The sequence below is a fragment of the Paenibacillus sp. FSL R7-0273 genome, assembly GCF_000758625.1.
Classification (GTDB): Bacteria; Bacillota; Bacilli; order Paenibacillales; family Paenibacillaceae; genus Paenibacillus_AQ.
The window spans coordinates 6,786,999-6,800,779 of sequence record NZ_CP009283.1 but is presented as its reverse complement, the minus strand read 5'-3'; the positions used below and the strand labels follow the sequence as shown (position 1 = coordinate 6,800,779).

Genomic DNA, 13,781 nt, shown 5'->3' with positions numbered 1-13,781 from the left:
TGATGGAGAACCAAAGCTCTGGCAAATTGCCGATAAAAGTTCTTTTGGCCGATGATCATCAGTTGTTTCGCGAAGGGCTTAAACGGATTTTAAATATGGAGGATGACATTGAAGTCATCGGCGAATGCGGGGACGGTATTCAGGTACTGGAATTCTGCAACGTTAATAAACCGGATATCGTGCTTATGGACATTAACATGCCTGTAGAGAACGGTGTGGAAGCTACACAGAAGGTCCGGGAGATGTTCCCGGATGTAAAGGTTATTATTCTATCGATCCATGATGATGAAAGCTATGTATTCGAAACCCTGCGCAAGGGTGCTAACGGCTACCTGCTGAAGGATATGGAGGCTGAGTCGCTGATTAATGCGATCCGTTCGGTATGTGAAGGACATGCCTTCATTCATCCGAAGGTTACCGGCAAGCTGATTAACCAGCTGCGCCGTATGACTTACCTTAACGAGACTGGTGCAATGGCTGAAACTCCGGTTAAGGAAGCAGGCGTGAAGTTCGTGGCCGGTGACAATAATCCGCTGACCCGCCGTGAAGCAGAGGTGCTGCGCCTGATGGCTGAAGGCAAGAGTAACAAGAACATCGGGGAATACCTCTTTATCAGTGAAAAAACGGTCAAAAACCATGTCAGCAGTATTCTGCAGAAAATGGAAGTTGATGACCGTACACAGGCTGTAATCAACTCGATCAAATACGGCTGGGTCACCCTATAACGGGATAACGTTAACTGAGCGTTTTGGAGAATCCAAATGATCCGGAACAACATTACATAACGGCAGGGACTGCTTTGTCCTCTGCCAGCGTATTGTTCAGTCGCAGTTATATTCGAATTTTGCAAAATGCTGATTTAAATAAATACCCGGATATAGGCAGTCTGACCCTGTCCGCTGCAAGATAACCCTGTAGCAGACAGGTTTCCCGGCCGCAAGGCAGCCATGGGCAGTCACCGACCTCGGAGCACCGGCATATAGTGTCGGTATAAGAGGAGGTGCATCTCCATGGTAGCCCAGTTAATATGGATTGCGGCTGTTTATGGATTGGCAGTAGCTCTCGTTCATATTCTGCAACACCGGGAACATACCCGGCATGCCGGACGGTTCAGCAAGCGGCTTCATTACATTCTGATTACCCGCAATCATGAGGCGGTAATTGAAGGTTATATCCGGCTGCTGGCCTGGCAGGCTTTCCGGGCAGGCAAAGCGTATCAAGTGACCCTGATGGATGACGAGTCCAGGGACGGCACGGTTGCTGTAGCAGCCCGGCTGGCCCGGAGCGGCTCTATGATTGAATTCGTGCCGCTGCTGCAGCTGTATCGTTTTCAAGATAGTCCTGAACCTCAGCAGCAGACGGTTATCGATCTGCGGAAACAGGGAAGCGGGGGATCACAATCAACGCGCGACGAATATTAACTAAATACGCAAGCAACGGGTGAAGCACACTCTCCAGCAATGGGGGAGTGTGCTTTTTTTGTTTTATTGCCTGTTTGGTAGTGGAATAGCAGAATCTATATCGGGTATGAAGAAAAACGCTTGTTAAGCTCAAAAGGCAGGTCTGGGATTCAGTTGATTTTATAAAGGAGGCACGTTATGAAGGTTAGCGTCTATGCCGTGAATGCAGATGACCGCTGGAGGCTATATATATCAATCTGTCCGGAAGTTGACCGCTTATGGTGGAGCGGGATCGGTGTGCGCGGCTGGACTTCTGCGTCGGTGGATAGAATGGTAATGCTCTCTGGCTCCTTCCCGCTTGGCTGGGCTGTGAAGCTGCGGGAGCAAATCAGATGTCATCCTGCTATGGAGAAGTGGACAGCCAGGGAGTGGCGAGCTTCCATGAAAGCTGTTCTTAAGACCGAGATCCGGGAAGAGGAGCGCATTAGCGGTAAGCCGGCAGAGGATTGGTTTGGGGAAGCTGGCGAAATGCAGAGATTTCCCGGTTCACAGAACTGCGACAGGAGTACTGGAAGCGGGCCGGGAACCGGAGGAAGTGCCGGATCTCATGTACTTGCTTACATGAAAGAGCTTAGCGGAGCTGCAGATCTTCTAGTGTCCTTGCTATCAGGCCGATCGCTCCTGCAGAACGAGCTGGCTGCACTGCTGGCAGAACAGGCTGCAGACGGGGGACAACAATGGATGGCTGCCGTTCAGCTTGCTTACCTGCAGGGAAGGCTTAGACTGGAGGCAGCAGTTGCATCCGGCGGCGGTGGCGGCGTAGTTGAGGGCGGGAACGTCGGGGGTGAGGGAAAGAACGTTGGGAGTAAGGGCAGGAATGGCGGGGGTGGGGGAAAAAACGCAGGGAGTGAGGGCGAAAATGGTGGGGGTAAGGGCAGGAATAGCGGGGATGGGGGAAGGAGCGCAGGGAGTGAGGGCAAGAATGGTGGGGGTAAAGGCAGGAAGAGCGCCCGCTCGGGCGTGGTGCGTGCGGCGCTTCGCCTGCCGCTGCTGCTCTTGCGCGGCGCTGCCCGCCGCCGCGCGGAACCTCGCTGCCTGCGCTGCGGCAGCGCCCCCACGGGCCGCACGCCCTGCGCAGCGTGCGGCCTTGCGGGCTGCGCCTATTGCGAGGCCTGCCTCGCACTCGGGCGCAGCCGGGCTTGCGCGCTGCTGATACGCAGCGCGGCTTCTCCGGCCGTGCGCGCCGCAGCGGCCGGGACCAGCCCCACCGTTGCGGCACGCCGGTGGGGGCTTAGTGCAGCCCAGGCGGGGGCCGCCGGGGCTGCACTGGGGTTCTTGGCTGCGCGGGCGAAGCGCGCAGCCGGGGGAGGCCCAGAGCGGTTCCTGCTCTGGGCGGTGACGGGAGCGGGGAAGACGGAGATCACCTTCCCGCTCCTGGATGCAGTGCTCGCCGCCGGAGGGCGGGCACTGGTGGCGACGCCGCGGCGCGACGTCGTGCTGGAGCTGGCCCCGCGGATGGCGCGGGCCTTCCCGGCGGCGTCACTGGCCGTGCTGTACGGAGGCAGTCCGGACCGCTGGGTTCCGGGACAGCTAACCCTTGCAACGACACACCAGCTGCTGCGTTTCTACCAGGCCTTTGATCTGGTCATTATCGACGAGCTTGATGCGTTTCCGTATCACAACGATCCTATGCTGGCTTTTGCAGCCAGGCATGCCTGCAAGCAGGACGGGGCTTTCATTCTCCTGTCAGCAACACCGCCGCGGGAGCTGCAGCGGGAGGCCAGCTTCGGCCGGCTGCCTCATGTCAGAGTGCCGGTGCGCTTTCATGGTCATCCGCTACCGGTCCCGCGGCATCTGTCCATGAAGCCGGTACAGACATGCATCAGACGCGGATGCTTACCGGGAGGATTGCTGCAGGCCCTGCGCAGATCGCTGGCGCGGGAGGCGCAGGTGTTTCTGTTTGCGGCGCGTATTGTCCATATTGAGCCGCTGCTGGTGCTGCTACGCCGGATTTTTCCTGACGTCCGAATCGAAGGCACTTCTTCTCAGGATCTGCTCCGTTCTGCCAAAGTGATATCCTTCCGTGAGCGGGAGATCAGAATACTGGTGACCACAACCATTCTTGAACGGGGAGTAACGGTCCCGCGCAGCGATGTATACATTCTTGATGCGGACAGCACCCTGTTTGATGAGGCTTCGCTGGTGCAGATGGCAGGCCGGGCAGGCCGCTCAAAGGAAGATCCTGCGGGTACAGTAATGTTCCTTTCCCCGCAATGGACCAGCTCCCAGCGCAAAGCGATTGCCCAGATCCGTACCATGAATAATGTTGCCCGCAGAAAGGGTTATTTGAAGGAGGGGAGGGATCAATGCCTCCGTTAAGCAACTGGGCAGCAGGCATCCGCTCCTTGTTAGCCCCGGCATGTATTCATTGTTTAATCTGCGGCCAAAGCAGCCGGCCTTCGGCCAGACTGCCCGGCATTTGTATAAGCTGTGAAGCCTCAATTCCATGGATACACCACCCCCGCTGCCAGAAGTGCGGCCGGCACGTCGGCTGTCCAGACTGCAGCCGGAGCGGACAATCCACCCCGATTGTCTGTAACCGGAGCGCCGTCGCCTATACGCCAGTTATGCGGGAATTGCTTGGCCGCTATAAGTATAGGGGCCACGAACGGCTTGCGCCCCTGCTGGGGCTGATGCTGGATAGCGCATACCTGCAGCTTAAAGCTTATATAGAGCTTTGTAAGAACCCCTCGCCGTTTCAATCGGAACGGTTGCATGAACCTAATCTCCTTCGACGCAAGAGGACGTACCCAACTGAGCAGTGGAAGGCCGATCTGCTTATCCCTGTACCCGTCTCAGACGCACGCCTGATCGAGCGAGGCTTTAATCAGGCTGAACGTCTGGCAGATGTGTTGACCGGGCGGAGAGAGATTCCACAGCTTCCGCTACTCACCCGTACCCAGCATACCGCCAAACAGAGCTTTAAAAGCAGGGCAGAGCGTATCGCGGATATGCAGCATGCTTTTGCCGCAAATCCGGACGAGTCTGTAAGAATGCAATTCAGCGGCTGGCTATCTGCATCTAAGGACTACGCCCGTCCGCTGCAGATAATCATAATCGATGATATTTACACTACCGGTAGTACAATCCGCGCATGTGCAGAAGCGGTGCAGCTTGTGTGTGCCAGCCATGGAGCCACTGCCGATATCTACAGCCTTTGCTGGGCGCGTTCATGAGAATTAATCCTTAATTTACTGGTGGATTTAATAATTTATATAACACTTAAGAGTGATTTCACTTTTTTGTGCCTGCAATATAATCAAATTACTTCTCCCGCCGATACTAATCATAGACTATGCGTTTGCAATCATGTAATCTAAGCATAAGTTGATTATGCACTGCACAAAATGTAAGGGAAGGAGCCGCGGGTGAAATGAATGTAGACAATTGTCCTAGATGCGGCCGTTTATACGTCAAAAATATTTTGGAGCTTTGCCAGCCCTGTATCAAAGAGCTTGAGAATCAATATGTGATCTGCGCAGAATATCTGCGCAAGAATCGTGGCACCAATATTCAGGAATTGTCCGATGCTACTGAAATTTCTATTAAGGAGATCACCCGGTTTATACGTGAAGGCCGGATTTCTATAGCGAATGCTCCAAACATGATGATGCCTTGTGAAGTGTGCGGAAATCTTATCCGTGACGGGCATATGTGTGATAGCTGCCGCTCACGTTTAAGCAAGGAGCTTAATAGGGCTGCTGCCGAAAGTGCTGCCGCCAATGACACGCCTAAAAATGGCAACAAGGCTGCTTACCGGGCCGTCGATAAGTTCCGGAATTAATAAAAACTTGGAAAAAACGTTTTCAGCTATAAAGATTGATTCAATAAAGGCCGATAAACTTAGTAAAGATTATCGGTTTTTTTATATTAAAAGGAAGGTGGAAGTTATGAAAATTAACGAGACCGGACGAATTAACCCAATTAATCCGTATCAACGGACTGCCGAAGCACAGCGTCAGGAACAGATTAGGAAGAGCACACGTAAGGATGAGGTTTCCATTTCTGATGAAGCAATCAAGCTTTTGCAGGCACAGAACAGCGGTAAAGTTGACACTGACCGTGCCAACAAGATTGAGAGCCTGAAACAGCAAGTATCCGCAGGTACCTACCAGGTTGACGCAGCCAAACTCGCAGATTCACTCGCCCCTTACTTCAAGCAATCCTCCGAGAATTAGGTGAACCCATCTTATGGCATTGACGAGACTATTTGAACTTCTTGAGCGGCTGGACGAGACGCATCTGCAGATGCTCGATCTGGCCGCTGTCAAGAAACAGGCGATTATGGATAACAAGGTAGACGGTCTGATCGACATTATGAACCGGGAGTCCAAGCTGATGAAGCTGATAGGACAGCTTGAAGAAAAGCGCGGAGAGGCTGCTTATACCTTTTTGCAGGGGGTGGGCATACGCTCCAATCTGAACCTGAATCTGACCGAGCTGTCCCGGCTTGTATTTGATCCCGAAGACAAATCGCGTCTGCAGCAGATCCAGCATAAGCTTTCTGACACCCTTCACCGTCTAAAGAAAGCTAATGAATTAAATCAGAAGCTGATCGAGCAGTCGCTTACTTTTATAGACTATTCCCTGGATTTGCTTGTCGGAAGACCGAACCAGGATTTTACGTATCATCATCCAGCCGATAAAGGTTACAACAGTAATCGGCCAGGTCTTTTTGACGCCCGCGGATAGTTGCAGCCTGCCTGCAGTCCGTTTTGCCGGTGCATATATAGGGAGGAATAAGCAGTGACATCCACATTTCATTCAATCGAGACGGCGAGACGGAGCCTGTTCACCCAGACCGCTGCACTCAATACTACCGGACACAATATTGCTAATGCGAATACAGAAGGCTACACGCGTCAGCGTGTGAATATGAAGGCTGCTATACCTATTGAGGCATATGGCCTTAATAACTCCACATTACCCGGCCAAATGGGGACCGGTGTAGAATTCTCGTCGATTGACCGGATACGTGAAATGTTTTTGGATGATCAATACCGGGGTGAGAATGCCGCGAGCGGCAACTGGTTGATTCAGTCTGATACGCTGGATAAGCTGGAGGCAATTGTGAATGAGCCATCTGATACAGGTATTCGCACAGTACTCGATAACTTCTGGAAATCCTGGTCAGATCTGAGTAAGAATCCTGAAGACCCTACAGCCCGTAAGATTGTTGTGCAAACTGCCCAATCCCTTACGGATGCCATGAATTATATGAGCACTCAACTGAATAACCTGGACCGGGACCTCAATAGCAATATTGATGTTAAGGGGAAGGAAATTCAGAGCTATCTGAGCTCTATTGCTGATTTAAACCAATCCATCTTCAAAATCGAGGGTATGGGCGACCAGGCTAATGATTTGCGTGACCAGCGCGATTTATTGACAGACAAGCTCTCCAAAATCATTAATATTACGGTGTTAGATACAGATGCCGGATACACGATCTCACTGGGCGGACAACCCCTTGTACAGGGAGCGGCAGTGGGAGCGGTAGTGGACAATGCTTTTCTCAATAACGCCTATGCTTCTGGAGATCTCAAGGCGGGCGAAGCCTATGGTATGCTTTTCTCCAGTAACACGTATGTTGCAGACTACAAAAAACAGCTTGATGACATGGCCAATACTATTGCTAACGGAGAGGTCCAGGTTACGATACCTTCGGGCTCTACACTTCCAGCAGGCATTACTGTGCTTAAGGATTCCGAAATAATCAACCCAGACGGAACTAAAACTACATTACTTGCAGGTGCAACGGTTCCTATTCCACTTACAGGTGATTTAAAGACCACGGTTAAGGGACTTAACGGACTACATCAGTTAGGATATGCGCTAGACGGCAGTTCCGGCAGAGACTTCTTTACCGCTTCTATTGCCGGAGAGCCGATTACTGCAGCTAATTTACGTCTGAATCCTGTGATTGCTGCAGATCCGACTCTGTTCGCTACTTCCCTGCGTGCTACTACAGACAGTGACGGGAAAGTGACTGTCATTAAAGGAAATAATGCGCTGGCGCTCTTGTTTAGTAATATGAAGGATAACAATACGTTTACTACAGCTAATGGAACCACCACCGGTACAGTCGGCTCCTATTTAAGCTCCATGGTGGGCCAGCTTGGTATTCAATCTCAGGAAGCTGCACGCCAAGCTAGCAACTCAGATTATCTGGTGGACCAGGTCAATTCCAGACGGCAATCGGTAAGCGGGGTTTCTCTAGATGAGGAAATGTCAAATATGCTGGTGTTCCAGCATGCCTATAGTGCGGCTGCCCGCTTTATGACAACATATGATGAGATGCTTGATAAACTAATTAATTCTACCGGCACAGTCGGCAGATAAAGGAGGTATATCTAATGTTGAGGGTCACCTCCAATATGATGAATTCACAGCTGCTGCTTAACTTGAATCGTAATGCACGTACAATGAATGATACTCAGCTGCAATTGGCTACTGGTCGCAAGATTAATAAACCCTCTGATGATCCGGTAGGTATCACCTATTCACTTCGCTATCGCGCTGAGCTCTCTTCAAATGAACAGTATTCCAAGAATGTAGATAGCGCTCTTTCGTGGTTGGATTATAACGACACGGTACTGGGACAGGCTGGTGATGTTGTTCAGCGCTTGCGTGAGTTAACTGTGCAGGCTTCCACAGGGAGCAACCCGCAATCAGCTTTGGACAGTATTAACGAAGAAGTATTGCAGCTCAAAGAACAGCTGGTGGATATATCCAATAGTACACTGAACGGTAAATATATTTTTAATGGTGAGAATTATAATACTAAGCCTTATGATTTTGCTAAAAGTGCTGATGGTACTTATGATGTATCGAAGGCTATCACTACAGATCCTGGTCAAATTCAGTATATAGTTGGCGAAGGAGTGCAGATGCCTATTAACATGACTGGAAACGATGTGTTTGGGTATACAGGTGATCCGGATAATCTATTCGCGACTATCAACAATATTTCTGCCGCGTTAAAATCCGGTAATTCTTCTGCGATCTCAGATCAACTTACCAATATTGATACACGAATTGAAAGTATGTTGACAGCTCGCTCTGAAATCGGGGCCAAAACTAACCGTGTTGAATTAATGAAGGAAAGACTTAGTGATTTAAATAGTAACCTAACGGAGCTTCAGGCTAAGACTGAAGATGCTGAATATGAGGAATTAATTATGAAATCTAAGATACAAGAGAATATCTATAATGCTTCGCTATCTGTTGGAGCTAAGATTATATCTACAACTCTCGTAGATTTCATAAGATAATGGAGGTGCTCCCTGTTGGCACTGTCAGTACTTCAAATACGTCAGACACCTGGCTTGATAGGTATTGATTCTGACATGGGGAAGTTTTCAATTACCCAATACCAAGCGGAGCTTAATATTACATCGGAAAGAGGACAATGGGACATCCAGCAATTTAATCCGGAGATGTCTATTGATCAATCCAGAGCCAGAGCTGCTTATAATGGTGGGAGTATTCTTGAAATGAATGGTCGGATATATTCCGGTATTCAGCAAATTTACCTGCAGGGCATCGCGAACCGTGTGGAGCAGGGGAATCGGATGGCTGAATTTTTCAAACCAGGGAATACAATTGCAGAGGTATATGGAGAAGATTGGCAAGCAGTTCCTTTCCCTGAATTTCGTGGCCCCGCTTCATATGATAATGTTGATATTCATTTTGAAACGAGAAGTCCCCGGATTGAGTTTTCAAGGGGTGAGGTAAAGATTGATGTAGCTGTTCGTCGGCCGGATATTGAATATACAAGAGGTAAACTGGATATATATATGAGGCAGTATGCATCTATTCAGTTCATTCCGCCTGAAGTGAATTTGCAATGGTAATTTGTGAGCTGTAGATGTGCCGGATAGCGCTTCTACGGCTTTTCTTGTTTAATATTGTACTAAGGAGTGGAAACAGATGATTATTGATACACTATCTTGGGGAGAAATGGAAGTAGAAGAGGAACATATATTTCATTTTTCAAAGGGAATTCCCGGATTTGAAGAGGAAACTGATTTCGCATTAATTTCTACCCCTGACCATTCTTTCTGGTATTTACAGTCGACGAAAGATAAGGCCTTGTCCTTTCTGCTTAGTGACCCTTTTGTCTTCTATCCGTCTTATGAGTTTGATCTTCCTGACGCTGAAGCAAAGGAACTAAGGATTGACAACCAACTAATCGTACGTTGTGTAATAACCCTTAAGAATAAGGTGGAGGAGTCTACGATTAATTTGCTTGCTCCTCTTGTGCTTAATCCAGAAGAACGAGTAGGCAAGCAGATTGTACTGCACAACACACCTTATCATACTAAGCATAGCTTATTAGCGTTGTCTCCAGGTATTGATGGAAAGGATGGTGTTTAATATGCTCGTTCTCTCTCGAAAAAAAGGCGAGAGTATCATCATAACGGACCAGATTGAAGTTACAATTTTAGGTGTAGAGGGGGATACAGTCAAAGTTGGTATAAAAGCTCCCAGTCATATAGATATATTTCGTAAAGAAATATATCTATCCATTAAGGAATCAAATCAGGAATCGGCAGCACCTGCTCCCTCAGAGATTAATACGCTTATTGACCGATTACGTGAGGCGAAAAATTAATATGGATATAAGACTTTAACCGGTGGTAGCTCAGGGCTATCTCCGGTTTTTCTTTATGACATCAAAAAAATCAATAATAAATATATGGAAAACTGCCGGATTACTCTAAACTCATAAGGGTTAAAAGACGATATATAATTTAGACAAAGATCCCGCAGGGCGGCCGACCTTAACGGATCTTTGTTACCACAAGGATGTGGAACTAGTATAATTCAGGGAGGAAAATTATCATGATTATTAATCACAACGTTACGGCGCTGAACACTCACCGCCAATTGGCAATCAACACAAGCAACACAAGTAAGAACATCGAGAAATTGTCTTCCGGTCTCCGGATTAACCGTGCAGGTGATGATGCTGCAGGCTTGGCTATTTCCGAGAAAATGCGCGGACAGATCCGTGGTCTGGATCAAGCATCCCGAAATTCTCAAGACGGTATCTCTATGATTCAAACCGCTGAAGGTGCATTGAATGAGACTCACTCCATCCTGCAACGTATGAGAGAGCTTGCTGTTCAATCTGCCAATGATACGAACGTTACGGCTGACCGCGCTGCTATTGATCAAGAGTATCAAGCATTGTCAACTGAGATTACACGTATTTCTGATGATACCGAATTCAATACACAAAAACTTTGGGATGGTACTACAACTACTGTGGAATTCCAGGTGGGCGCTAACACAGGGCAAAAGATTTCTTATACCTTCTCAAATATGGATGCAGCTACTTTGACAGCTACTGGGGATTTGACGACAAAAGCCAACGCTTCCACAGCTCTGGCAGCTGTTGATGTGGCTATCGGCAAAGTATCCACAGAACGTTCGAAGTTGGGTGCGGTTCAAAATCGTCTGGAACACACAATCAACAACCTGAACACTTCTTCTGAGAACCTGACTGCAGCAGAATCCCGCGTTCGCGATGTGGACATGGCCAAAGAAATGATGGCTCAGACGAAGAACAACATCCTTGCTCAAGCAGCTCAAGCAATGCTTGCTCAAGCGAATCAACAGCCGCAGGGCGTTCTTCAACTGCTTCGTTAATCTAAAGTTCAATTCTAATCTATAAACCTTCCACACGGATGTGGAAGTTACATTCAAGGAGGAACTCAACATGATTATTAACCACAATGTTACGGCGCTGAACACTCACCGTCAATTGGCAATCAACACAAGCAATACAAGTAAGAACATCGAGAAATTGTCTTCCGGTCTCCGGATTAACCGTGCAGGGGACGATGCTGCAGGCTTGGCTATTTCCGAGAAAATGCGCGGACAGATCCGTGGTCTGGATCAAGCATCCCGCAATGCTCAAGATGGCATCTCCATGATTCAAACCGCTGAAGGTGCATTGAATGAGACTCACTCCATCCTGCAACGGATGAGAGAGCTTGCTGTTCAATCTTCCAATGATACGAACGTTACGGCTGACCGTGAAGCAATTGACCAAGAGTATCAGGCATTGGCAACTGAGATTACTCGTATTTCGGATGATACCGAATTCAATACACAGAAACTTTGGAATGGCGCTACAACTGCTGTGGATTTCCAAGTGGGTGCTAACACAGGGCAAAAGATTTCTTATACCTTCGCCGATATGGATGCTGCAGCATTAATGACTGCTGTAGGTGATTTGAAGACCAAGGGTAATTCGCAAACAGCTCTGACAGCTGTTGATGCGGGCATTGCAAAAGTATCTACAGAACGTTCGAAACTGGGTGCGGTTCAGAACCGTCTGGAACACACAATCAACAACCTGAATACTTCTTCTGAGAACCTGACTGCAGCAGAATCCCGTGTTCGTGACGTGGATATGGCCAAAGAAATGATGGCGCAAACGAAGAACAACATTCTTGCTCAAGCAGCTCAAGCGATGCTTGCTCAAGCGAACCAACAGCCACAGGGCGTTCTTCAATTGCTTCGTTAATTTTTACCGTCTGAATAGAGACCTTAGTTTATCTAAGGTCTTTTTTTTTCTACGGTTGATTATTTCTCTAACGACTCTAAAATCGGGTAATAAAAGGTAAGACCTAACTTGGAGGGATCATTATGAAACCACAAAAGAGAGGCTTACCTAAAAACCGAATTGTCCCCGAACAAAAAATGTATTTTCGTCCAGAAGTCACTCATTGTCCCGATTGTGGAACTAAACTCAAGCGGCATCATAACGCTTCGAATAAAATTATAGCCACGCTCGAAGGCATTATCGAAGTCTGGAATATGGCGTACCACTGCCCAGCTCCGGTCTGTGGTAAACCCAAACGGTATTTTCGTTCGGTTCAGGCAGATGCTTTGTGTCTCAAACACACCTCGTACGCCTACGATGTGCTGGCGCTTGTCGGCGAAATGCGATTTAAGCAGCATATGACTGTGACCGAAATTTCAGAAGCCCTAACGGAGCGAGGAATTCCCACCTCTGAACGTCATGCTATGCGTCTCTACGAATGGTATATGACCTTGCTTCGCGCTTCGCTAACGACAGATGTCAAAGAACAATTAGCGAATGTCGTCAAGGAATATAACGGACTCCTTCTCTCCATGGACGGTGTCCAACCGGAGAAAGGAAATGAAACGCTGTACGTGGTGCGCGAAGGGTTTAGTGGGCGAATTCTAGCGGCAAAAAATTTGAAAAGTGGTTCTAAAACGGAACTGATGGCTCTTTTAAAACCCGTCAAAGATCTTGGATTTCCTGTCATTGGACTCGTCAGCGATGGTCAACAATCTATTCGACTCGCGATGGGAGAAACTTGGCCGGAAACCCCGTACCAATACTGCCAATACCACTATCTTAAAGACATTGCCAAACCGGTCGTCGACTTGGACCGTAAACTCAAAACGGGCCTCAAAAAAAGCCTCCGGGGTCTGCGGGAGATTGAAAAACAAGTAGAAGATGACGATTCAATAGAAAGCGAGGTCACTCGGGATTACTTAGCCGCAACTCGTTCGCTTCTGCTGGAGGACGGAAATCCCCCACTTGATTTGCCTGGGATTCAGATTTATGAGAAAGCTGAAGCCGTGAAAGCTTCACTCGAAAAGAGTGTAGCTAAAAAAGGGGGGCCGTCCTTCTGAAAAAGGTTCTTCTTTTGTTCCGCAAACTGCCTGAATTTACTTCGAAGTACCACGAGGTAAAACGATGGCAGATTCCGATTCAGGAAACAGCGAGGCTGCTTGCTCCTGCAGCGGTCACGGAGGACCAACGTAGTGAAACGGTACGTTTTTCGATGCAATGTTTGTTGTTCTGGATGCAAAAAACGTATACCCAAAAGGAAGATACCGTACTCGTATCCAACTTTCAAAGCTATACCCGCGGCTTTTGGAAAGGGCTCTTTACCTGCTACGATTCGCCGTGGGTACCACGCACAAATAATGACCATGAACGATTTTTTCGTCAGACAAAAACAAAACACCGGCGAACGACGGGACGCCGCAGTTGGAACGAACATATTCTCCGCTGTGGTGAATTTGTCGTGCTTGTCGATGATGCGTTAAACCAAGAGCATCTCGTGTCCAGGTTGCAACAAGTTTCGTATGAAGCCTTTAACCAAGAACGTTGTCGGTGGACGAAACGATTGGACGAAACCACGAAACGCAGACGCTTCCGCCGAGATCCATTGGCTTATCTTAAACAGATTGAAAACAAGCTTTGTTAGTAAATTAGTCAACCGTAGTTTTTTTTTTTTGAACCCACGTATGCATGGTAGAAACTAA

17 protein-coding genes are annotated in these 13,781 nt (G+C 48.4%); 16 read left to right on the top strand and 1 reads right to left on the bottom strand.

What is annotated here, in order from left to right:
• Nucleotides 1–2: 2 nt before the first annotated feature.
• From R70723_RS29275 to R70723_RS29265, 3 genes are all read left to right on the top strand, one after another.
• A complete protein-coding gene (locus R70723_RS29275) occupies nucleotides 3–725 on the top strand; it encodes a response regulator transcription factor (protein WP_039877577.1) in 723 nt (240 codons plus the stop codon).
• Between the two features lie 285 nt (nucleotides 726–1,010).
• Nucleotides 1,011–1,421: a glycosyltransferase family 2 protein gene (locus R70723_RS29270; RefSeq protein WP_047171259.1), complete on the top strand. Its 411-nt coding sequence runs from the start codon at nucleotides 1,011–1,013 to the stop codon at nucleotides 1,419–1,421.
• A gap of 177 nt (nucleotides 1,422–1,598) precedes the next feature.
• Nucleotides 1,599–3,779: a helicase-related protein gene (locus tag R70723_RS29265; RefSeq protein ID WP_039877575.1), complete on the top strand. Its 2,181-nt coding sequence runs from the start codon at nucleotides 1,599–1,601 to the stop codon at nucleotides 3,777–3,779.
• 119 nt (nucleotides 3,780–3,898) lie between these two features.
• Here R70723_RS29265 and R70723_RS33165 read toward each other — a convergent pair whose 3' ends face one another.
• Nucleotides 3,899–4,177, bottom strand: a complete 279-nt coding sequence (locus R70723_RS33165; protein ID WP_052421512.1) for a hypothetical protein — start codon at nucleotides 4,175–4,177, stop codon at nucleotides 3,899–3,901.
• Here R70723_RS33165 and R70723_RS33160 point away from each other — a divergent pair.
• The 13 genes from R70723_RS33160 (at nucleotide 4,172) to R70723_RS29200 (ending at nucleotide 13,723) form a co-directional block, all read left to right on the top strand.
• Nucleotides 4,172–4,636 (top strand): ComF family protein, encoded by a 465-nt coding sequence (locus tag R70723_RS33160; protein ID WP_144027115.1) that lies wholly within the window; start codon nucleotides 4,172–4,174, stop codon nucleotides 4,634–4,636. The two genes, R70723_RS33165 and R70723_RS33160, sit on opposite strands and share 6 nt — an antisense overlap.
• A gap of 197 nt (nucleotides 4,637–4,833) precedes the next feature.
• Nucleotides 4,834–5,244 carry a flagellar protein gene (locus R70723_RS29255; protein WP_039877574.1) on the top strand — a complete coding sequence of 137 codons (411 nt, stop codon included), beginning with the start codon at nucleotides 4,834–4,836 and terminating at the stop codon, nucleotides 5,242–5,244.
• Nucleotides 5,245–5,350: 106 nt separating this feature from the next.
• Nucleotides 5,351–5,638, top strand: coding sequence for a flagellar biosynthesis anti-sigma factor FlgM (gene flgM / locus R70723_RS29250; protein ID WP_039877573.1), 288 nt, complete (start codon nucleotides 5,351–5,353; stop codon nucleotides 5,636–5,638).
• A gap of 13 nt (nucleotides 5,639–5,651) precedes the next feature.
• Nucleotides 5,652–6,152: a flagellar protein FlgN gene (locus R70723_RS29245; RefSeq protein ID WP_039877572.1), complete on the top strand. Its 501-nt coding sequence runs from the start codon at nucleotides 5,652–5,654 to the stop codon at nucleotides 6,150–6,152.
• Nucleotides 6,153–6,206: 54 nt separating this feature from the next.
• On the top strand, nucleotides 6,207–7,802 hold the full coding sequence (gene flgK, locus R70723_RS29240; RefSeq protein ID WP_039877570.1) for a flagellar hook-associated protein FlgK: 1,596 nt from the start codon (nucleotides 6,207–6,209) through the stop codon (nucleotides 7,800–7,802).
• A gap of 14 nt (nucleotides 7,803–7,816) precedes the next feature.
• Complete coding sequence (gene flgL / locus R70723_RS29235; RefSeq protein WP_039877569.1) at nucleotides 7,817–8,734, top strand: flagellar hook-associated protein FlgL; 918 nt, start codon at nucleotides 7,817–7,819, stop codon at nucleotides 8,732–8,734.
• A 15-nt stretch (nucleotides 8,735–8,749) separates the two neighbouring features.
• The gene (locus R70723_RS29230) at nucleotides 8,750–9,316 is read left to right on the top strand and encodes a DUF6470 family protein (RefSeq protein ID WP_179088068.1); all 567 of its coding nucleotides are present in this window, start codon (nucleotides 8,750–8,752) and stop codon (nucleotides 9,314–9,316) included.
• Between the two features lie 76 nt (nucleotides 9,317–9,392).
• Nucleotides 9,393–9,839 carry a flagellar assembly protein FliW gene (gene fliW, locus R70723_RS29225; protein ID WP_039877566.1) on the top strand — a complete coding sequence of 149 codons (447 nt, stop codon included), beginning with the start codon at nucleotides 9,393–9,395 and terminating at the stop codon, nucleotides 9,837–9,839.
• A 1-nt stretch (nucleotide 9,840) separates the two neighbouring features.
• Complete coding sequence (gene csrA, locus R70723_RS29220; RefSeq protein WP_039877564.1) at nucleotides 9,841–10,077, top strand: carbon storage regulator CsrA; 237 nt, start codon at nucleotides 9,841–9,843, stop codon at nucleotides 10,075–10,077.
• A gap of 230 nt (nucleotides 10,078–10,307) precedes the next feature.
• Nucleotides 10,308–11,117, top strand: coding sequence for a flagellin N-terminal helical domain-containing protein (locus tag R70723_RS29215; RefSeq protein WP_039877563.1), 810 nt, complete (start codon nucleotides 10,308–10,310; stop codon nucleotides 11,115–11,117).
• A 70-nt stretch (nucleotides 11,118–11,187) separates the two neighbouring features.
• Nucleotides 11,188–12,000, top strand: a complete 813-nt coding sequence (locus R70723_RS29210; protein WP_039877557.1) for a flagellin N-terminal helical domain-containing protein — start codon at nucleotides 11,188–11,190, stop codon at nucleotides 11,998–12,000.
• A 122-nt stretch (nucleotides 12,001–12,122) separates the two neighbouring features.
• Nucleotides 12,123–13,142: a transposase gene (locus R70723_RS29205; protein ID WP_076418441.1), complete on the top strand. Its 1,020-nt coding sequence runs from the start codon at nucleotides 12,123–12,125 to the stop codon at nucleotides 13,140–13,142.
• Between the two features lie 14 nt (nucleotides 13,143–13,156).
• Nucleotides 13,157–13,723 carry a transposase gene (locus R70723_RS29200; protein WP_039877555.1) on the top strand — a complete coding sequence of 189 codons (567 nt, stop codon included), beginning with the start codon at nucleotides 13,157–13,159 and terminating at the stop codon, nucleotides 13,721–13,723.
• Nucleotides 13,724–13,781: the final 58 nt, after the last annotated feature.

Coding starts and splice junctions, on each gene's coding strand:
- R70723_RS29275 (WP_039877577.1), top strand. CDS start 3: ATGGAGAACCAAAGCTCTGGCAAATTGCCGATAAAAGTTCTTTTGGCC.
- R70723_RS29270 (WP_047171259.1), top strand. CDS start 1,011: ATGGTAGCCCAGTTAATATGGATTGCGGCTGTTTATGGATTGGCAGTA.
- R70723_RS29265 (WP_039877575.1), top strand. CDS start 1,599: ATGAAGGTTAGCGTCTATGCCGTGAATGCAGATGACCGCTGGAGGCTA.
- R70723_RS33165 (WP_052421512.1), bottom strand. CDS start 4,177: ATGCAACCGTTCCGATTGAAACGGCGAGGGGTTCTTACAAAGCTCTAT.
- R70723_RS29255 (WP_039877574.1), top strand. CDS start 4,834: ATGAATGTAGACAATTGTCCTAGATGCGGCCGTTTATACGTCAAAAAT.
- flgM (WP_039877573.1), top strand. CDS start 5,351: ATGAAAATTAACGAGACCGGACGAATTAACCCAATTAATCCGTATCAA.
- R70723_RS29245 (WP_039877572.1), top strand. CDS start 5,652: ATGGCATTGACGAGACTATTTGAACTTCTTGAGCGGCTGGACGAGACG.
- flgL (WP_039877569.1), top strand. CDS start 7,817: ATGTTGAGGGTCACCTCCAATATGATGAATTCACAGCTGCTGCTTAAC.
- fliW (WP_039877566.1), top strand. CDS start 9,393: ATGATTATTGATACACTATCTTGGGGAGAAATGGAAGTAGAAGAGGAA.
- csrA (WP_039877564.1), top strand. CDS start 9,841: ATGCTCGTTCTCTCTCGAAAAAAAGGCGAGAGTATCATCATAACGGAC.
- R70723_RS29215 (WP_039877563.1), top strand. CDS start 10,308: ATGATTATTAATCACAACGTTACGGCGCTGAACACTCACCGCCAATTG.
- R70723_RS29210 (WP_039877557.1), top strand. CDS start 11,188: ATGATTATTAACCACAATGTTACGGCGCTGAACACTCACCGTCAATTG.
- R70723_RS29205 (WP_076418441.1), top strand. CDS start 12,123: ATGAAACCACAAAAGAGAGGCTTACCTAAAAACCGAATTGTCCCCGAA.